Annotated in this window: 19 protein-coding genes; 2 read left to right on the top strand and 17 right to left on the bottom strand. The window is 72.2% G+C overall.

Going from position 1 to position 19352, the window contains the following annotated elements:
* Position 1: 1 nt before the first annotated feature.
* The 4 genes from NYZ95_RS07470 to NYZ95_RS07455 all read right to left on the bottom strand — a co-directional run bounded on the left by NYZ95_RS07470 (position 2) and on the right by NYZ95_RS07455 (position 3801).
* Positions 2-790 carry an ABC transporter ATP-binding protein gene (locus NYZ95_RS07470; protein WP_262850279.1) on the bottom strand — a complete coding sequence of 263 codons (789 nt, stop codon included), beginning with the start codon at positions 788-790 and terminating at the stop codon, positions 2-4.
* 89 nt (positions 791-879) lie between these two features.
* Positions 880-1572, bottom strand: a complete 693-nt coding sequence (locus NYZ95_RS07465; protein WP_262850277.1) for a response regulator — start codon at positions 1570-1572, stop codon at positions 880-882.
* A complete protein-coding gene (locus NYZ95_RS07460; RefSeq protein ID WP_262850940.1) occupies positions 1569-2765 on the bottom strand; it encodes a sensor histidine kinase in 1197 nt (398 codons plus the stop codon). Before NYZ95_RS07460 ends, NYZ95_RS07465 begins: the two co-directional genes overlap by 4 nt.
* A gap of 70 nt (positions 2766-2835) precedes the next feature.
* Positions 2836-3801 (bottom strand): threonine ammonia-lyase, encoded by a 966-nt coding sequence (locus NYZ95_RS07455; RefSeq protein WP_262850275.1) that lies wholly within the window; start codon positions 3799-3801, stop codon positions 2836-2838.
* Positions 3802-3848: 47 nt separating this feature from the next.
* Here NYZ95_RS07455 and NYZ95_RS07450 point away from each other — a divergent pair, with 47 nt between their 5' ends.
* Entirely contained in the window at positions 3849-4106 is a 258-nt protein-coding gene (locus tag NYZ95_RS07450) for a PLD nuclease N-terminal domain-containing protein (protein ID WP_262850273.1), read from the top strand.
* 13 nt (positions 4107-4119) lie between these two features.
* Here NYZ95_RS07450 and ccsB read toward each other — a convergent pair whose 3' ends face one another.
* From ccsB to hemL, 6 genes are read right to left on the bottom strand one after another with little or no spacing between them, the layout of a single operon-like run.
* Complete coding sequence (ccsB, locus tag NYZ95_RS07445; protein WP_262850271.1) at positions 4120-5103, bottom strand: c-type cytochrome biogenesis protein CcsB; 984 nt, start codon at positions 5101-5103, stop codon at positions 4120-4122.
* Positions 5100-6752 carry a cytochrome c biogenesis protein ResB gene (gene resB / locus NYZ95_RS07440; protein ID WP_262850269.1) on the bottom strand — a complete coding sequence of 551 codons (1653 nt, stop codon included), beginning with the start codon at positions 6750-6752 and terminating at the stop codon, positions 5100-5102. Before resB ends, ccsB begins: the two co-directional genes overlap by 4 nt.
* Positions 6752-7513 carry a cytochrome c biogenesis CcdA family protein gene (locus NYZ95_RS07435; protein WP_262850267.1) on the bottom strand — a complete coding sequence of 254 codons (762 nt, stop codon included), beginning with the start codon at positions 7511-7513 and terminating at the stop codon, positions 6752-6754. Before NYZ95_RS07435 ends, resB begins: the two co-directional genes overlap by 1 nt.
* The gene (locus tag NYZ95_RS07430; RefSeq protein WP_262850265.1) at positions 7506-8072 is read right to left on the bottom strand and encodes a TlpA family protein disulfide reductase; all 567 of its coding nucleotides are present in this window, start codon (positions 8070-8072) and stop codon (positions 7506-7508) included. Before NYZ95_RS07430 ends, NYZ95_RS07435 begins: the two co-directional genes overlap by 8 nt.
* Positions 8069-8725: a histidine phosphatase family protein gene (locus tag NYZ95_RS07425; protein WP_262850264.1), complete on the bottom strand. Its 657-nt coding sequence runs from the start codon at positions 8723-8725 to the stop codon at positions 8069-8071. The genes NYZ95_RS07430 and NYZ95_RS07425 overlap by 4 nt, the downstream gene beginning before the upstream one ends.
* Positions 8722-10035, bottom strand: a complete 1314-nt coding sequence (hemL, locus tag NYZ95_RS07420) for a glutamate-1-semialdehyde 2,1-aminomutase (RefSeq protein WP_262850262.1) — start codon at positions 10033-10035, stop codon at positions 8722-8724. The genes NYZ95_RS07425 and hemL overlap by 4 nt, the downstream gene beginning before the upstream one ends.
* A 282-nt stretch (positions 10036-10317) precedes the next feature.
* On the opposite strand from hemL, the gene NYZ95_RS07415 reads away from it, so the two are divergent.
* Positions 10318-11727 carry a lytic transglycosylase domain-containing protein gene (locus tag NYZ95_RS07415; RefSeq protein WP_262850260.1) on the top strand — a complete coding sequence of 470 codons (1410 nt, stop codon included), beginning with the start codon at positions 10318-10320 and terminating at the stop codon, positions 11725-11727.
* 12 nt (positions 11728-11739) lie between these two features.
* Here NYZ95_RS07415 and hemB read toward each other — a convergent pair whose 3' ends face one another.
* The 7 genes from hemB to NYZ95_RS07380 all read right to left on the bottom strand — a co-directional run bounded on the left by hemB (position 11740) and on the right by NYZ95_RS07380 (position 19344).
* The gene (gene hemB / locus NYZ95_RS07410) at positions 11740-12732 is read right to left on the bottom strand and encodes a porphobilinogen synthase (RefSeq protein ID WP_262850258.1); all 993 of its coding nucleotides are present in this window, start codon (positions 12730-12732) and stop codon (positions 11740-11742) included.
* A 2-nt stretch (positions 12733-12734) separates the two neighbouring features.
* On the bottom strand, positions 12735-14405 hold the full coding sequence (gene cobA, locus NYZ95_RS07405) for a uroporphyrinogen-III C-methyltransferase (RefSeq protein ID WP_372500460.1): 1671 nt from the start codon (positions 14403-14405) through the stop codon (positions 12735-12737).
* A gap of 51 nt (positions 14406-14456) precedes the next feature.
* Positions 14457-15380 carry a hydroxymethylbilane synthase gene (hemC, locus tag NYZ95_RS07400; RefSeq protein ID WP_262850256.1) on the bottom strand — a complete coding sequence of 308 codons (924 nt, stop codon included), beginning with the start codon at positions 15378-15380 and terminating at the stop codon, positions 14457-14459.
* On the bottom strand, positions 15377-16693 hold the full coding sequence (locus NYZ95_RS07395; protein WP_262850254.1) for a glutamyl-tRNA reductase: 1317 nt from the start codon (positions 16691-16693) through the stop codon (positions 15377-15379). Before NYZ95_RS07395 ends, hemC begins: the two co-directional genes overlap by 4 nt.
* Entirely contained in the window at positions 16690-17373 is a 684-nt protein-coding gene (locus NYZ95_RS07390; RefSeq protein WP_262850252.1) for a redox-sensing transcriptional repressor Rex, read from the bottom strand. The genes NYZ95_RS07395 and NYZ95_RS07390 overlap by 4 nt, the downstream gene beginning before the upstream one ends.
* 157 nt (positions 17374-17530) lie before the next feature.
* Positions 17531-17800, bottom strand: coding sequence for a glutaredoxin family protein (locus tag NYZ95_RS07385; RefSeq protein ID WP_262850250.1), 270 nt, complete (start codon positions 17798-17800; stop codon positions 17531-17533).
* Complete coding sequence (locus NYZ95_RS07380) at positions 17797-19344, bottom strand: AMP-binding protein (protein WP_262850248.1); 1548 nt, start codon at positions 19342-19344, stop codon at positions 17797-17799. Before NYZ95_RS07380 ends, NYZ95_RS07385 begins: the two co-directional genes overlap by 4 nt.
* Between the last annotated feature and the right edge of the window lie 8 nt (positions 19345-19352).

Here is a 19352-nt window from a genome sequence, read left to right as displayed (position 1 = left end):
GTCAGCCTCCCAACCCGGCGATGGCGGCCACGACGTCGTCGGCGCTCGGACGCACCAGCGTGCCGGCGAGGCGGCCGTCGCGCAGGAGGACGACGCGGTCGGCGTACGCGGCGGCGCTCGGCTCGTGCGTCACCATCACGACCGTCTGGCCGAGCTCGTCGACCGAGCGACGCAGGAAGCCCAGCACCTCCGCGCTCGAGCGGCTGTCGAGGTTTCCGGTGGGCTCGTCGGCGAACACCACCTCCGGCGACGAGAGGAGCGCGCGGGCGATCGCGACGCGCTGCTGCTGCCCTCCGGACAGCTCAGGCGGGCGGTGGGTGAGCCGGTCGGCCAGCCCGAGCACGTCGACGAGCTGGTCGAAGCGGCGCCAGTCGGGCTCTCGGTTCGCCAGCTCCAGCGGCAGGAGGACGTTCTGACGTGCCGTGAGCGTAGGGATCAGGTTGAAGGCCTGGAAGACGAAGCCCACGTGCTCGCGACGGAACCGCGTGAGGGCGTTGTCGTCGAGGCTGCCGAGTGCGATCCCGGCGACGCTCACGTCACCCGAGGTCGGGGTGTCGAGGCCCGCGAGGCAGTGCATCAAGGTGGACTTGCCGGACCCCGAGGGGCCCATGATCGCCGTCAGCCGGGCGCGCTCGATCTCGAGGTCGACCCCGGCGAGCGCGTGCACCAGCGCGTCGCCGCGCCCGTACGTCTTGACGAGGTCCCGGGTGCGGGCGGCGACGGCGTCGGCAGGCAGGTGGCCGGCCGCGGAGGCCGGCGGCGCGAGCGGTGCGGCAGATGTCGAGTTCATGCCTGCCACGCTAGATTTTCCGCCCCCGCGGCCTCGTCGGTCCGAGGACCCGTCCGTGCCCGGGCGGCGTCATACCGTGGTCGTACGCGTCAGGGCGCGGGGCGCACCAGACCGGCGTCGTAGGCGAGCACGACGAGCTGGACGCGGTCGCGGCTCCCGGTCTTCGACAGCAGCCGACCGATGTGGGTCTTGACGGTCGGCTCGGCGACGAAGAGCCTCTCGGCGATCTCCCCGTTGCTCAGCCCCTGGGCCACGAGGAGCAGCACCTCCCGCTCACGCTCGGTGAGCGCGTCCAGGCGGGTGTCGGAGGGTGCGTTCTCGTCAGGCAGCTGGTCGGCGAACCGGTCGAGCATGCGGCGCGTGGCGCTCGGCGCGACGACGGCGTCGCCACGGTGGACGTCGCGGATCGCGCTCAGGAGGACCTCCGGCGGTGCGTCCTTGAGGAGGAACGCCGAGGCCCCCGCCCGCAGGCCCGCGTACACGTACTCGTCGAGGTCGAACGTCGTCAGCACGACGACCCGCGCGGTGACGCCTCGCTCGGTCAGCGCCCGCGTGGCCGCGACCCCGTCGAGGCGCGGCATCCGGACGTCCATGAGGACGACGTCCGCGCCCGTCACCGACAACCGCTCGACGGCCTCCAGCCCGTCGGCCGCCTCCCCCACGACCTCCATGTCGGGCTGCGACTCGACGAGCATCCGGAACCCCGCCCGCACGAGCTGCTGGTCGTCGACGAGGAACACCCGCAGCGCGCGGTCCTCGGAGCCTCCTGGCAGCACGCTCACCTGCGCTCCTTCTCGTACGGGATCTTCGCCTCGACCCGGAACCCGCCGCCCAGCAGCGGCCCCGCCTCCACGCTGCCGTCGTGCAGCGCGATGCGCTCACGGATCCCGAGGATGCCGTGCCCGCCTCCGGCGGTCGCCACCGACCCGGTGCTCGGGCCGCTGCCGGGGACCGGGGTCGGCGCAGACCCGCCGTCGTCCTCGACCCGGACGAGCACGTGGTCGTCGGCGACCGCGACCTGCACCCGCGCCCGTACGCCGGGTGCCGCGTGCTTGAGCGTGTTGGTCAACGCCTCCTGGACGACGCGGTAGACGGTGAGCCCGGCGGCGGGGTCGACGGCCCCGGGGTCGCCGACCAGCTCCGCGCGGACGTCGAGCCCGCTGCCGCGCACCTGCTCGACCAGCGCCCCGACGTCGGCGGCCGTGGGCATCGGCGCGCGCTCGGCCTCGACCGCGTCCTCGTCGCCGCGCAGCAGGCCGAGCAGGCGCCGCATCTCGGCGAGAGAGCTCCGGGAGGTTCGCGAGATGGTCTGCAGCGTCTCGGCCGCCACCTCGGGACGGGTCCGCGACGCGTACAGCGCGCCGTCGGCCTGGACCACGATGACCGACAGGCTGTGGGCGACCACGTCGTGCATCTCCCGTGCGATGCGGGCGCGCTCGGCCGCGGCGGCGATCGTCGCCTGCTGTGCGGCGTCGCGCTCGAGCTGGCGCGCCCGGTCCACGAGCCCGGCCACGTACTCGCGGCGCGTCCGCATGTACGCGCCCAGCGCCCACGGCGCCAGGAGGACGGAGAACATCATCGCGGTGGTCAGGACGAACCGCGACGGCGTGAGGACGCCGTCGTACCAGTCCAGCGTCGAGGTGATCGCAGCCAGGAGGCCGACCCCCAGGGCTCCGCGTCGCGCCCACGTCGGGCCGTACGCGGAGATCGCGTACATCGCCAGGAGGATCGCGACGTCGGCGTACAGCGGGACGTCGTTGAGCACCAGCTGGCCCGCCATCAGCAGCGAGACGCCCACGAAGGAGGCGACCGGGGCCGTACGGCGCCACGCGAGCGGGAGGAAGATGAGGATCTGGTAGACCGCGTCGATGTCCCCGTTGCCGGGGAGGACCGCGAACGGGATCAGCGGGAGGACGAGCATCCCCACGAGCGCAGCGTCGTACCAGCCCGGGTGGTCCCGGACCCACCTGACCATCGATCTCACCCGGTCAGCGTAGGCGCCATCGACACTCCGCCCATCAGACCACGGTCTGATCTCGCGTCGGTCAGCGCAGGAGCGGCGCCAGCGTCTCCGTCGCCACGTTGCCGCCGGAGGCGATCGCGACCGTGGTCCCACGGGTCGGCACGATCGTGCCCGACAGCACCGCAGCGGCAGCGACCGCGCCGCTCGGCTCGACGACCAGCCGTGCGCCTCGGACCACCGCGGTCACCGCAGCGAGGATCTCGTCCTCCGACACGGTGACGACGTCGTCGACGAAGGCCTGGATGTGGTCCCAGTTCGAGAGACCGACGGAGTCCGTCCGCAGTCCGTCGGCGACGGTGCGCGAGGTGTCGGTGACCGACCACACCCGCCGCTCGCCGGCCGCCCACCCCTCGGCGAGGTCTCCGGCGAGCTCGGGCTCGACCGCGACCACCGCGACCTCGGGGCGCAGCGCCTTGACGGCCGCGGCGACGCCGCTCACCAGCCCGCCGCCGCTGACGGGGACGACGACCGTGCCGAGGTCAGGGACCTGCTCGACGAGCTCGAGCCCGACCGTGCCCTGCCCGGCGATGACGGCCGGGTCGTCGTACGGCGGGATGAGGACGGCACCGGTCTGCGCCGCGATCTGCTCGGCACGGGCGAGGCGCTCGGCCGGCGGCACGATCACGATCTCGGCGCCCCACCGGCGGGTGGCCTCGACCTTCAGCGTCGGCGCGTTGTCCGGGATCACGATCGTGGCGCGGACCCCGGCGGCGCGCGCCGCGTACGCGACGGCCTGGGCGTGGTTGCCGGACGAGTGCGTCACGACCCCGCGGTGACGCTGCGCCTCGTCGAGCACGGCGATCGCGTTCGTCGCACCGCGGAGCTTGAAGGCCCCGGTCGGCTGGAGCGACTCCGCCTTCAGGTGAAGCGGCATCTCGCCGTCCGGCTGGACGAGGGGGACGACGGGCGTCCGCAGGCACGTCGACGCCACCCTGCCGGCAGCGGCCTCGATGTCGGAGAGGGTCACCAGGTGGGGGGATGCGCTCATGGCTCCAGCCTAGGCACCGGCCTCGACAGCCCGAGTAGGCTGGGCACATGGCAAAGGCGATCCCGATCATCATCGTCGTCGCACTCGCGGTCTACACGCTGTTCGACGTGATCGCCACCCCGCGTGACCGCATCCGGGTGCTGCCGAAGGCCGTCTGGGTGCTGCTCGCGTTCGTGCCGGTGCTCGGTGTGCTCCTCTGGCTCACCATCGGCAAGGCCCGGACCAAGCCGTCGGGCCCGCCGCGTCCGCAGCGCCCTATCGCCCGCGGCCCGGACGACGACCCGGACTTCCTCCGCGGCCTCTGACGGCGGCTGGCCGCTACTTGGCGTACGAGTGGAGCCCGGGGAAGAAGAGGTTGACCCCGACGAAGCTGAACATGAAGGTCGTGAAGGCGACGAGCGCCAGGATCGCGGCGGCCTTGCCCTTCCACCCTGCGGTCGCACGGGCGTGCAGGTAGCCGGCGTAGGCGACCCACGTGATGAACGCCCACACCTCCTTCGGGTCCCAGCCCCACGGACGACCCCAGGCGTGCTCGGCCCAGATCGGACCCGAGATCAGCGCGGCGAACGTCCACACGGGGAACGAGAACGCCGTGACGCGGTACGCGAGCTGGTCCATCGACGCAGCGCTGGGGAGCCGCGAGAGATAGCCCTTCGCGCCGCCCTTCGCCTCCGCACGCGACTTGACCAGGTAGAGGATCGACGCGCCCGCACCGATCAGGAAGCCTGCGCCGGCGACGATCGCGGACGCGACGTGGATGACGAGCCAGTACGAGTCGAGCGCCGGCACCAGCGGACCGGCCGGCACGTAGACCGTCATCGACAGGCCGAGCATCACCACGGAGAAGCCGAGGACGAGCGGGGCGAGCCACTGGACCTTCATCCAGACGACCATCGCGAGGTAGCCGACGAGTACGACGGAGATGCCCGTCATGGCGAACTCGTACATGTTGCCCCACGGCACCCGCTCCGCCGCCAGGCCGCGTGTGACGACCCCGGCCAGGAGGATGCCGAGCCCGAGGACGGTCAGCGAGAGCGAGATCCGACCGGCGAGGTCGCTGCGCTCCTCGGCGACGACGGCCTCCTCGGGCACGTCGTCCGACGCCTCGGCCGACGCCCCAGCACCGCCACCGACTCCGGCACCGACCAGCGCCGGCTCGGCGACCGAGGCGGACTGCTCGGCGCGCACGGCCTTCGACCCGAACGCCCACTGCGCCACGGACGCCAGCCAGGCGAGGGCGAGCACCGCTGTCGCCGACGCGATCGCGTAGTTGGAGAAGTTCGCGTAGTCCTCGAGTGTCATGTCTCGCCCTTGGTCGATTCGGGCGTCGTGCCCTCCGACGCCGTGTCGTAGTCAGCCTCAGTATGCCCCGTGCGCTCCCTGAGCCGCTCCGCGAGGTCGTCGACGCTCTGCTCGACGTCGCTGCGCGGGACCCGGTCCAGCGCCGCGATCTCGACGAGCGTCGTGCCGTCCTCGCGACGCCGCGCCCGCACCCACGTACGGCGGGGACGGATCATCAGCGACAGCACGAGCCCGAGCGCGCCGATCGAGACGCCCCACAGCGGCACCATCACGCCCGGCTGCGCACTGAACTGGAACCGCGCGAACTGGCGCAGCTCGACGAACTCGATCGTGCCCTTGCCGTCCGGCAGGGTGACTGCCTCGCCCGGGGTCAGCATGATGCGCAGCGGCTCGCCGTCGTCGCCCATGAACTGCGTGAGCTCGTCCTTGTCCAGCACGTAGACCGACTGCGCCTCGCCGTCGTCGAGCCCGAGGTCGCCGTAGTAGGCGAACAGCCCGAGGATCGGGTTGGCGGCGGCCGGGTGCGCCGACACCGGGATCTCGTCCTCGCCCGTCGAGACCGCGGTCGGCAGGAAGAAGCCCTGGAAGCCCAGCTGCGAAGGACGGGCGTCGGGGACCTTCACGACACCGTTCGACGTGTACGTGGGGTCGGCCGGCAGGAACGGCACGGCGTCGTCGAAGACCACGCGGCCCTTGCCGTCGGTCACCCGGATCACCGGCGCGTAGCCCTGGCCGACGAGGTACACCGAGGCGCCGTCGACCCGCAGCGGGTGGTTCACCTTGAGCTCGTACGGACGGGGCTCGTCGCCCGGCTTGTCGGTGACCGTCCCGTACGCGACGAAGCTGCGCGGCGCGCCCCGCTGCGGCCCCTCGAGCTCGAAGCGCGAGTCGAACTCGTCGAGCGTCATCGAGAACGGCGGCAGGTCGTCGGTGTCGAAGAGCCCGCCGGCAGTGAACTCGTCGAACTGCGTGAGCGTGTTGGAGTAGCCCCCGCCCTCGGCGACGATCGCGTTGCCGCGGTAGCCGAGAAGATTCATGGACGCGACGCCGACGAGGACGACCACCAGGCTGATGTGGAAGACGAGGTTGCCGAGCTCGCGCAGGTACCCCTTCTCGGCCCGCACCTCGCCCCCGACGACCGCACCGGAGTCGTCGGTCTCGGTGACGGTGTCCTTGCGGGCCATCCCGAGGGACTTCGCCGCGTCGGCCAGGACCGACTCGACGTCGGCCGTCGTCTCGTACGACGCCGACGCGGGCAGCCGCGAGAAGTTGCGGGGGGCCTTCGGCGGGCGAGCCCGCAGCGCGCGGGCGTACACGCCGATGCGCGGCACGATGCAGCCGATGAGCGAGATCATCAGCAGGATGTAGATCGCGCTGAACCACACCGACGTGTAGACGTGGAAGGCGCCGAGCTTGTCGAGCACCGGCGCGAGGTCCGGGTGACGCTCGAAGTACGCGGCCACGGCACGCGGGTCCACGCCGCGCTGCGGGACGATCGAGCCCGGCACCGCCGCGAGGGCCAGCAGCAGGAGGAGGAACAGCGCCGTCCGCATCGACGTCAGCTGACGCCACGCCCAACGCAGGGTCTCGACGAACGAGAGGGCGGGCGCCGCACCCCTGGCCTTCGGTCCGCGATTCTTGTCGGCCATCACACCACCGGTTCGAAGCTGCCGACCCACGAGGTCAGCTCGGTCATCAGCTGCCCCCACAGCCCGGTCAAGAGCAGCACACCGACGACGACGAGCAGCCCGCCGCCGACGAGTGCGATCCCCCGCTGGTGACGGCGCACCCACGCCGTCGCACGCGCGAAGCGGCTGAACGCGAACGCCGCCAGCAGGAACGGCACGCCGAGGCCCACGCAGTACGCGGCGGTGAGGAAGGCGCCACGCCCCGCCGTCCCCTCGTTGTACGCCAAGCCGAGCACCGCGCCGAGCGCCGGGCCGATGCACGGGGTCCAGCCGATCGCGAAGAGCACCCCGAGCAGGGGCGCCACCGCGAGCCCGACCGACGGCACGGCGTGGACGCGGACGTCACGCTGCAGCCACGGCACGAATCCCATGAAGGCCAGGCCGAGCAGGATCACGACGATGCCCATGACGATCGTGAGCGGCCGCTCGTACTCGCGCAGCTGCATCCCGACCGAGCCGAACAGCACCCCGTACGACACGAAGACGGCGCTGAAGCCGAGCACGAACAACCCGGCCCCGAGCACGAGGCGGCCACGCTGGCGCGCCGACTTGCCGTCGGCGGCGACCTCGGCCGCCGTCATGCCGGAGACGTACGAGAGGTAGCCCGGCAGCAGCGGCACCACGCACGGCGAGAAGAACGACACGAGTCCCGCGAGGAGCGCCACGGCCGTTGCCATGATCAGCGACCCCGACAGCACCGTGTCGTACGCCCAGTCACCCATCGGAGGCGTCCTCGATCAGCCCTCGCAGCGTCGGCTCGGAGACCGAGCCGAGCATGCGTGCGGCGACGGTCCCGTCGGGCGCGATCACCCAGGTCGTCGGCACCGCCATCGAGGGCAGGCTGTCGCGGAAGCCGAGCACGGTCGTGCCGGCCGGGTCGAAGAGCGAGGGGTAGGTGATCCCGAAGTTCTCGTCGTAGGCCTTCGCCGCCGCGCGCGAGTCCCGGATGTTGATCCCGAGGAACTGCACGTCGTCACCGGTCTCGGCGGCGACCGCCGCGAACGCCGGGGCCTCCACGCGGCACTCGGCGCACCACGACCCCCACACGTTCACGACCACCGTCTTGCCGGCGAAGTCAGCCAGCTTGATCGGGTCCCCGTCGAGGGTCTCGCCCTCGAGCGCGGGTGCGGGCTTGCGCTCGTCCGCCTTCGGCGCCGTGATCGAACCGTCTCCGGCGACGAAGCCGCCCGTCGTCTCGTCGGCCTGGGTGGACGACGAGCAACCGGCGAGCAACGCCAGCGCGGCGGCGGTGGCGGCGAGGCGGACGAGGCGCACGGTCACGCCCCTCCGACGAACTTCTTGCGGAGCTTGGCAGGGATGAGGTCGCCCGCCGGCTCGTTGTACGCGACGGCAACCGGCACGTCGCCCTCGTACGTGACCGAGGTGACGCTGGCCAGCGAGCACTGGCGCTTGCGCGGGTCGTGCAGGTAGCGGCGACGCTCGACCGTCAGCCGCGCCACCCAGATCGGCAGCTGGTGCGAGACGATGACGGCCTCGTGACCGCGGGCGGCGTCGCGCGCGTCGGCCATCGCCTCGAGCATGCGGGCGGCGATCTGCTTGTACGGCTCGCCCCACGACGGCTTGTTCGGGTTGCGCAGCATCCACCACACGCTGGGGTGGCGCAGCGAGCCGTCGCCGACCCCGAAGGTCCTGCCCTCGAACTGGTTGCCAGCCTCGATGACGCGGGGGTCGGTGGTCACCTCGAGGCCGAGCGTCTTGGCGATCGGCGCCATCGTCTCCTGTGCCCGCTCCAGCGGGGAGGCGACGAGGTGCGTGATGTCCTCGCCCTCGAAGTACTCGGCGCCGCGCTCGGCCATCTGCCGCCCGAGGTCGGAGAGGTGGTAGTCGGGAAGCCGGCCGTAGAGGACGCCTGCGGGATTGTGCACCTCGCCGTGCCGCATCAGGTGCACGGTCGTACGGTCGCTGCTGGTCATGCGGCCATTGTCGCCGCAGCAGCGCGGGCCGCGGGCTCCAGGGCCCGCTCGATGTCCGCGAGGGCGTCGTCGTCGAGCGCGTCGGAGACGAACCACGCCTCGAACGCGCTCGGCGGGAGGTAGACGCCGTGGTCGAGCATCGCGTGGAAGAACGCCTTGTACGCGGGTTGGCTCTGCGCCTGCGCGTCGGCGAAGTCGACGACGGGCTCGGTACGCCCGAGGAAGACGCTGAAGAGGTTGCCCGCGGCCTGCACCACGTGCGGGACTCCCGCGGCGTCGAGGGCCTTTGCCGCGAGCCCCTGGACGGTGACCGCGACCTCGTCGAGGTGGGCGTACACCGCGTCGGTGGCGAGGCGCAGGGTGGTGAGCCCGGCCGTCGTCGCGACCGGGTTCCCCGAGAGGGTGCCGGCCTGGTAGACCGGCCCCTCGGGCGCGAGCTGGCGCATGATCTCCTCGCGGCCGCCGAACGCCGCCGCGGGGAACCCGCCGCCCATCACCTTGCCGAACGTCATGAGGTCGGGAGCCCAGCCCTCCCGGGCGCCGTCGAGCCCCCAGTGCCCGCTGCGGCTCACCCGGAAGCCCGTCATCACCTCGTCGGAGATGAAGAGCGCCCCGTGCTCGCGGCAGGTGTGCGCGAGGAATTCGTTGAACCCCGGCAGGGGCGGGACCGCGCCCATGTTGCCGGGCGCCGCCTCGGTGATCACGCACGCGATCTGGGCGCCGTGCTCGGCGAACGCGGCGGCAACCGCCTCGCGGTCGTTGTACGGGAGGACGAGGGTCTGCGCCGTCGACGCGGACGGGATGCCGGGGGTGCCGGGAAGGCCGAAGGTGACGACGCCCGAGCCGGCCTCGACGAGCAGCGCGTCCACGTGCCCGTGGTAGCAGCCGGCGAACTTCACGACCAGGTCGCGACCGGTCCAGCCGCGGGCCAGCCGGATCGCCGACATGGTCGCCTCCGTACCCGAGGAGACCATGCGGACGAGGTCGACCGGCGTCCGCGCGACGATCTCCTCGGCGAGCGCGACCTCCGGCTCGCTGGGCGTGCCGAACGAGGTGCCGCGGGCCGCTGCCTCGCGCACCGCCTCGATGACCTCGGGGCGGGCGTGGCCCAACAGCATCGGACCCCACGACGCAACGAGATCGACGTACGTGTTGCCGTCGACGTCGGTGAGCCGCGCTCCCTTGCCCTCGCGCATGAAGCGCGGGGTGCCACCCACGGCGCGGAATGCCCGGACGGGCGAGTTCACCCCGCCAGGAGAGACGGCGCGGGCACGGTCGAACAGGATCTGCGAGATGTCGGAGCCAGCCACCCCGCCATTGTCCCCGACCAGGACAAGGATCCCAGGTGGGTGGTCAAATCGGTCCTTCTCTCGCCAGCGACCGCGAGATGTGGTGCGATGGGCTTCTGGCCTTCGGACGACAGGCGTAGACGGCCCGAGTCCGGTCTAGGCTGGAGGCTGAGGAAGTGCTGAATATCCTGGCGAGTGTTAGCCAGATCACCAGCACTTCTCTAGGGTGGACTTCGGACACAGGGTGACACCGGATGTTCGGAGAGATCGCGAGATCGGGCTCACGAGGAGTTGAGGGGACGCATGGCGGGACGCGAGGAGCGCAACGCGAAGGGCGACAAGAGCAGCAGCTGGTGGCAGACGACCGCCGCGCTCCTCCCCTGCGCGCTCATCGCCGGCGCCTGGGGTGCTGCCGTCGCGATGCCCGGTCAAGCCGGCCCTGTCGACGCCGCGGCGTACACCGCGTACGACGAGGGTGCTCCCGAGGTCCCCGTCAGCGGTCCCAACCTCCAGATCACTCCTGGCCAGGACCCCGTCGAGCAGCAGTCGCTGAGCCAGGTCGCCGCCCCGCTGGGCGTCGCGGCCCCCGCAGCCGGCATCCCCGGCCCCGCGCTCGCTGCCTACCAGCGAGCCGCCAGCGTGATGGCCGCGACCAAGCCCGAGTGCAAGCTCTCGTGGGAGCTGCTCGCCGCCATCGGCCGCGTGGAGTCCAACCACGGCCAGTTCGGCGGTGCGACCGTCACCAGCACGGGCGCGACGACGCGGGCCATCATCGGCATCCCGCTGAACGGCACCAACAACACCGCCCGCATCCCCGACACCGACAAGGGTGCCTGGGACGGTGACGCCACCTGGGACCGCGCCGTCGGTCCGATGCAGTTCATCCCGTCCACCTGGCAGTCCGTCGGTGTCGACGCCGACGGCGACGGCAAGGCCGACCCCAACAACATCAACGACGCGGCGCTCGGCGCGGCTGTGTACCTGTGCGTGGGCGGCCACGACCTCAGCACGGAGGCAGGCGCCCGGGCGGCCCTGATGTCGTACAACCGCTCCACGGCGTACGCCGACCAGGTCCTCGCGATCGCCCGCAGCTACAGCTCCGCCAACCCGCTCGGGCTGCTTCCCAACGCGCCGTTCCCCGGCGCCCCGTCGCTGCCGCTCGGCCCGCTGGGTCCGGCGCCGCTGTCACCGCTGCCGGGCGGCCCGGAGGCCGGGTCGTCACAGCCGACCCCCACGATCGTCGCGCTGACCGTCAAGCCTCCGAAGCCGGTCGAGCCGCCGAAGGGCGGGCTCACGCTTCCGCCGACCAACCCGCCGAAGACGCCTCCGACGGACCCGCCGACGGACCCGACGACGCCTCCGCCGACCGACCCGACGACGCCTCCGACGGACCCGACGACGCCTCCGCCGACCAAGCCGACGGATCCCGCTCCGACGGACCCGACGACGCCTCCGACGGACCCGCCGACCCAGCCGGACCCGACCACGCCGCCGCCGAGCGAGCCCAGCACGCCGACGCAGCCGGACCCGACCGACCCGCCGACCACCCAGCCGGCGCCGGAGCCGACGGTGACCGAGCTCGCGCAGGCGTTCTGCGCCGGTCTGAACGTCTCGGGCGACACGCTCGACGCGTGCGTCAACGCCTACGTCGAGGCCAGGCCGAACGGCAAGGAAGCCGCCGAGGCGGCGGCCACGGCTGTCGCCAACCGCTGACCCGGCAGCGCCTCAGCGCGCGAGCCGGGCGGCGTACTCGCTCGCCCAGTAGGTGAGGACGATGTCGGCGCCCGCACGGCGGATCGAGAGCAGCGTCTCGGCGATCGCCGCGTCCCGGTCGATCCACCCCTTGGCGGCGGCCGCCTCGACCATCGCGTACTCGCCGGAGATGTTGTACGCCGCCACGGGAACGTCGACCGCTGCCCTTACGGACGCGACGACGTCGAGGAACCCCATGGCGGGCTTCACCATCACGAGGTCGGCCCCCTCGGCGACGTCGAGCGCGACCTCGCGGAGCGCCTCGCGCCCGTTGGCCGGGTCTTGCTGGTACGTCCGCCGGTCGCCCTGCAGCGACGACGAGACGGCCTCGCGGAACGGGCCGTAGAAGGCGGACGCGTACTTCGCCGCGTACGCGAGGATGCCGGTGTCGGTGAGCCCTTCGGCGTCGAGCGCCCGTCGGACCACCCCGACCTGGCCGTCCATCATGCCGCTCGGCCCGAGCAGGTGGGCGCCCGCGCGTGCCTGCGCGCGCGCCATCTCGGCGTAGATCTCGAGCGTCGCGTCGTTGTCGACCCGACCGTCCGCGGTGAGGACGCCGCAGTGGCCGTGGTCGGTGAACTCGTCGAGGCAGAGGTCCGACATCACGACCAAGGCGTCCCCGACCTCCGCGCGGGCGTCGCGGATGGCCACGTTGAGGATGCCCTCGTCGGCGACCGCCCCGGAGCCGGTGGCGTCCTTGTGCTCGGGCACGCCGAAGAGCATGACGCCACCGAGGCCGAGCTCGGCCGCCTCGGCGACGGCCTTGCGCGCGGACTCGCGGGAGTGCTGGACGACGCCCGGCATGCTCGAGATCGCGCGCGGCTCAGACAGCCCCTCCGCCACGAACATGGGCAGCACGAGCTGGCGCGGCTCCACCGACGTCTCCGACACCATCCGGCGCATGGCCGAAGTGGTGCGGAGGCGTCGGGGTCGGACCTCGGGGAAGGAGCCGTCACGCGTGGCCATCATCAGCTCCTGCGGCGCGAGCCCTTGGTGCGCTGCGACGGCTTGGTGACCGGGTCGCCTGCCTCGATCATCGCGAGGCGACGCTTCGCGCCGAAGTCGGCGAGGGCGTCGGCGAGGACCTCGGCCGACGGCGTCGGCGCGACCACGTCCACGCGCAGGCCGTGCTCCTCCGCCGTCTGCGCGGTCGCGGGACCGATGCAGGCGATCACGGTGGTCGCGTGCGGCTTGCCGGCGATGCCGACGAGGTTGCGGACGGTCGAGCTCGAGGTGAAGACCACCGCGTCGAACTTGCCGGTCTTGATCGCCTCGCGGGTCGGCGCCGGCGGCGGCGCGGCGCGCACGGTGCGGTAGGCCGTCACGTCGTCGACCTCCCAGCCGAGCTCGACCAGGCCCGCGACGAGCGCCTCGGTGGCGATGTCGGCGCGCGGCAGGAACACGCGGTTGATCGGGTCGAGCAGCTCGTCGTACGGCGGCCAGTCCTCGAGGAGGCCGCGTGCCGACTGCTCGCCGCTGGGGACCAGGTCGGGACGGATGCCCCAGGCCGTGATCGCCTCGGCCGTCTTCTCACCGACGGCCGCGACCTTCAGGCCGGAGAACGCCCGGGCGTCCAGGCCGTACTCGTCGAACTTCTCTCGCACGGCCTTCACCGCGTTGACGCTGGTGAACGCGACCCACTCGTAGCGGCCCTCGACGAGACCGCGCACGGCCTTGTCCATCTGCTGCGGGTTGCGCGGCGGCTCGACGGAGATCGTGGGGACCTCCTCGGAGACCGCGCCGTAGCTGCGCAGACGGTTCGCCAGCGTCGCGGCCTGCTCCTTCGTCCGCGGCACCAGGACGCGCCAGCCGAAGAGCGGCTTCGTCTCGAACCACGACAGGGTCTCGCGCAGGTTGACGACGTCACCCACGACGGTCACCGCGGGCGGCGCCATCTTCGCGGCCTTGGCGTCAGCGGCGACCTTCTCGAGCGTGGAGACCAGCGTCGACTGCTCCGTGGTCGTCCCGACCCGCGTCATCGCGACCGGGGTCTCGGGGGCACGGCCGGCCTCCATGAGGCCGTTCGCGACGTCCTTGATCGTGTTGACTGCGCTGAGGATGACGACGGTCTGGTCGCCCGCGTACGGGGTCCAGTCGACCTTGGTCTCCCCCATCCGCACGACAGCCACCTCGCGGTGCGAGCGGCTCGTCAGCGGGATCCCCGCGTACGCCGGGACGGCGGTCGCCGACGAGATGCCGGGGACGATCTCGAACGAGATGTTGGCCTTGTCGCAGGCCTGGGCCTCTTCGGGTCCCGTCGCGAAGGTGAACGGGTCGCCGACGAGGAGACGGACGACGTTCTTGCCGCTCTTGGCGTGCTTGACCACCAGGCGGCCGCGCGCCGACGGGGTCAGCACCCCGCCGTCCTCGCCGTGGCCGCCGTCGACGACCTCGGCACCCTCGGGCGCGAGGGCGGCCTGCTCCGGCGACTCGATGATGACGACGTCAGCGGCGTCGATCAGCTCCTTGGCGCGGAGCGTGAGGAGGTCGGCGTCACCCGGTCCTGCCCCGACGAAGCTCACGTGGCCGACGGGACGCCTCACGGCGTCCGGGGTCGCGTCGGCGGCGGCACTGCCGGCAGGCACGGCCTGCTCCGGCTCGCTCGCCTTGCGCTTACGGGTGGCGGTGGAGGTGCTCACGGTTCTCTTTCCTCGTCTGCCTCTGGGTGACTGACTCACGGGGGTGTGGGTTCATGGGGCCACGACTCGCACCAGCGAGTCGGCGCCCTCGGCGAGCATCTCGGCAGCGAGGCGCTCACCGATCCCGACCGGGTCCTGGACGGATCCGGTCGCGGACAGTCGTATGGACGGTGCGCCGGAGGGATCTCCGACGAAGGCGCGGAGCCACAGCTGGGGTGTCCCGTCGTCGTCGACGACCTCGGCCCACGCCCCCACGGGGGCCGAGCAACCCGCCTCCAAGGAGGCGAGCAGACTGCGCTCTGCGGTGACGGCGGCGCGGGTCGCGTCGTCGTCGAGGCGGGCGAGCAGGCCGGCGACCTCGGTGTCGTCGGCACGGCACTCGCACGCCAGTGCACCCTGCCCGGGTGCGGGGAGAACTTGCAGCGGATCGAGGAGCTCGGTCGCCTCTTCGATCCTGCCCAGCCGACGCAAACCGGCCGCGGCGAGGACGACGGCGTCCAGCTCGCCGTTGCGGACCTTGCCGAGGCGGGTGTCGACGTTGCCACGCAGGCCGACCACCTCGATGCCGAGGCCCAGCGCGTTGAGCTGAGCGGCACGCCGCGGGGAGCCCGTACCGACCCGTGAGCCGGGCGGGAGCTCACCGAGCGTCAGACCGTCGCGCGCGACGACGGCGTCGCGCGGGTCGACGCGAGACGGGACCGCCGCGAGGGTGATGCCCTCGGCGGGCGCCGTCGGGATGTCTTTCAGGGAGTGCACGGCCACGTCCACCGCACCCTCGAGCAGGGCGTCGCGCAGCGCCGAGACGAACACGCCCTGACCACCGAAGTCGGTCAGCGGCCGACTGTTGCGGTCTCCCTCGGTGGAGATCGTGACGAGCTCGGTCTCGACCCCGGTGAGCTCGGCGAGGCGTTCGGCGACCTGCGCGGACTGCGTGGTCGCCAGGGCGCTCGCCCTCGTACCGACACGGAGCGTCATACCCGCCCACCTCCGTTCGAGAGCGGCTTGTCGACCGAGCTGACGGCCTCGATGACCGCCGGGTCGAGAGCGAAGAGATCCGCCAGCGCATTGGCGTACGCCAGGGCGTCGGGCCGCCCTGCCATCTCCTTGATGCGTACGGTCGGCTGGTGCAGCAGCTTGTCGGCCACGCGGCGCACCGTCTGGCGCAGCTCGGCGACGACCTCCGGGTCGACGTCGCGGAGCCGACCTTCGAGGCGTTCGACCTCGGCGTCGACGACCGCGGTCGCCATCGAGCGCAGCGCCACCACGGTCGGGGTGACCTTCGCCGCGTGACGCGCCGCGAGGAAGGCAGAGACCTCGCTCGAGACGATCGCGCGGACGGCGTCGATGTCGGCGGCGCCCTTCTCGTCGGCGAGCATCTCCTGCAGCGCGGCGAGCCCGAGCACCATGACGCCGGGGAGCTCGCTCACGTCGTCGTCGAGGTCGCGCGGGAGCGCGAGGTCGATCATCACGTACGGGGTCGTGCGGCCCTGGGTGGCGCGACGCACCTGGTCGGCACCGATGACCGTCCCGGTCGCGCCGGTGCACGAGACCACGAGGTCCGCGCCGACGAGCGCGTCGTCCAGGTCCTCCCACGCGACCGCCGTGCCACCGATGCTCTCGGCGAGACGCTCGGCGCTGGCGTGGGTGCGGTTGGCGACGTGCACGCTCGCGACCCCGCGCCGGGCCGCAGTGGCCGCGGCGAGGGACGCCATCGCACCGGCACCTACGACGAGGACGCGCATGTCCTCCAGGCGGTGGCCGGCCTTGGCGACGAGCTCGAGGGACGCGGCGACCAGCGACGGGCCCGCCCGGTCGATCTCGGTCTCGGCGTGGCCCCGCTTGGCGATGCGCAGCGCCTGCTGGAAGAGGACGTTCAGCGCAGGGCCGACGGTCGCGTCGTCCTGGCCGCGCTGGAGCGCTGCCCGGACCTGGCCCAGGATCTGGCTCTCTCCGACGACCATCGAGTCGAGCCCCGCGGCGACCGAGAACAGGTGGGCGACGGCAGCGTCGTCGTAGTGCACGTAGATGTGGCGCAGCAGGTCGTTGCGGGTCAGGCCCGAACGCGCGACCAGCAGGTCGGAGATGTCCTCGACGGACCCGTGGAAGCGCTCGGCCTCGACGTAGATCTCCACGCGGTTGCACGTCGACACGACCAGCGACTCGCTGACGTGGCTCGCCTCGAGGGCCTGCTGGGCGACCTTGGCGACCTCGTCACCGTCGAGCGCCACCTGCTCCAGCACGGAGACGGGGGCGCTGCGGTGCGAGACGCCGACGACGAGGACGCTCATGCCTCGACCTCCACACCGGGAGCCCGCTTGCGCTGCTCGTGGTACGCGAGGATCTGGAGCTCGATCGACAGGTCGACCTTGCGGACGTCGACGCCCTCGGGGACGGTGAGGACGGCCGGCGCGAAGTTGAGGATGCTCGTCACACCCGCCGCGACCAGGCGGTCGGCGACACCCTGCGCGGCGTCGCCCGGGGTCGCGATGACGCCGATCGAGCAGGCGTGCTCGGTGACGACGCGGTCGAGGTCGTCGGTGTGGTGGATCGGGAGGTCACCGTGGACCTCACCGACCCGGGCGCGATCTCCGTCGACGAGCGCGACGATGCGGAACCCGCGCGAGCGGAAGCCGCCATAGTTCGACAGCGCCTGGCCCAGGTTGCCGATGCCGACGATCACGACGGCCCAGTCCTGGTTGACGCCGATCTCGCGCGCGATCTGGTAGCGGAGGTACTCCACGTCATAGCCGACACCACGGGTGCCATAGGATCCGAGATACGACAAGTCCTTGCGGAGCTTGGCGGAGTTGACCCCCGCCGCTGCGGCCAGCTGCTCGGACGACACCGTACGGAGTCCGGTCTCACCGAGACCGGTCAGAGCCCGCAGATAGACCGGGAGCCGTGCGACCGTCGCCTCGGGGATTCCCGAGACCGGCCGGCCGTTGGCCTGCGCTCGCAGCTGGTTCACATCGCTCCTGGCACCGCGGAAGGGATCGGAATGTTGCCGGCGGGTTAACGCCGGTGAACACCGGCTGCTCCACTGTAAGAGCTTGTGAACGTGAGAACAAAATTGAGGACCACCTCCTGACACCGTGAGACGGGTCACGCCCCGTCGTTCGCGGGTCTCAGGCGGTCAGCGCCGCGCGCAGGCGGTCCGGATCCACGCGCCAGAAGTCGTGCTGGCGGCCGTCGACGAAGGTCACCGGGATCTGCTCGCCGTAGACACGCATCAGCTCGGGGTCGCCGCTGATGTCGACCTCGCGCCAGGTGGTCCCGAGGTCGGCGCACACCTGCTCCACGAGGGCCACGGCGTCCTCGCACAGGTGACACCCCGGCTTGGAGTACACGACGACCCGCGTCGTCCCGGTCGCCTCGTGTGTCGGCTCCGTGCTCACGGCAGTCCCAGCACCCCTCGTCGCGCCTCGGCCGCCCGCAGACGGCTCTTGGAGATCTCGCCCGTCGTCGTGTGCGGCAGCGAGTCCACGACCACGATCTCACGCGGCACCTTGAAGCGGGCGAGGCGGCCCTCGGCGTGCTCGCGGACGGCGGTGGCGAGCGCTTCGGCGTCCGCTCCCGGGCTCGACGGGACGACGTACGCCCTGACGGCCTCACCGGTCTCGCGGTCCTCGACACCCACGGCGGCGACCTCGGCGACACCCGGGGCATCGGCGAGGACCTCCTCCACCTCACGGGGGAAGACGTTGAACCCGGAGACGATGACGATCTCGCGGAGGCGGTCGACCAACGTCAGGTCACCGTCCGCGTCGAGGATGCCGACGTCGCCGGTCGCGAACCAGCCGTCCGCGTCGGGCCCACCGGTCCCGTCGGGCCAGAACCCGCTCAGCAGGTTCGGCCCCCGCAGCCAGATCTCGCCCGGATCCCCCAGCTCGGCGTCGTCGCCGTCCTTCTCGACCAGGCGCAGCTCGAGACCCTCGACGGGGGCCCCGACAGAGGCGGGCTTGCCGTCCGGACGGCCGAGTGTCGTGGTGACGACCGGCGCGGCCTCCGTGAGGCCGTACCCCTGCTGGAGCGGGTGGCCCGACGTCACTGCGAACTCTTCGACGAGGTCGGGGTCGATCGGCGCGGCGCCGCTGAGCAGGAGGCGCACGCCCGCCAGCGCCTGCTGGACGCCGGGCCGGCCCGTCCACGCCGCGACGACCGGCGGGGCGACGGGGACGACCGTCACCCCGTGGCGTACCACCACGTCGAGGGTCCTGACCGCATCGAACCGGTCCACGAGGACGCTGCACGCCCCCTGGTGAAAGGCCTGGCCGAGCACGGCGTTGAGGGCGAAGACGTGGAAGAGCGGAAGCATGACGACCACCACATCGTCGGGTCGTACGGGCGGTGGGTCGACGGCGGCGACCTGCTCGAGGTTGGCCAGCAGCGCCCGGTGGCTGAGCATCACGACGCGCTGCTCGGTGGAGGTCCCCGAGGTCGCCATCAGCAACGCCACCGCCTCCGGGTCCGGAGGCGCGGGCGGCAGTCCGTGCGGAACGGGCGTGACCTGCAGCAGGTCGGCGTACGGCCGTACGTGCGCATCGCCGGCGTACTCCCCTGCGACGACCGTCGGCAGTCCCGCTCGCGCGAAGGCGTCAGCCCACTCCGCCTCGCACACGACGAGACGCACGCCGGTGCCGGCGCACAGCGCGGTGACCTCGTCGCGTGGCGCGCGGGGGTTCGCCGGGACGACGATCAGGCCGAGCCGGAGCGCGGCGAAGTACGTGACCGGGAGCTCGAGCCGGTTGCCGAGCACGAGCGCGACCCGTTGACCGGCGATCAGGCCGTGCGCGGAGAGCCAGGCGGCGACACGCGTGACGTGGTCGTCGAAGGCGGCCCAGGTCAGGGCACGCTCTGCCCCGTACGCCTCCACGAGTGCCGTGCCATGAGGGTCGGCCAGCGCCTGCCGGGCCACGATCTCCGCGACGTTCACCGTCATGGCGACGA

The sequence above is a fragment of the Mumia quercus genome, from assembly GCF_025506335.1.
Lineage (GTDB): Bacteria > Actinomycetota > Actinomycetes > Propionibacteriales > Nocardioidaceae > Mumia > Mumia quercus.
This window is presented reverse-complemented; position numbering and strand designations above follow the sequence as displayed.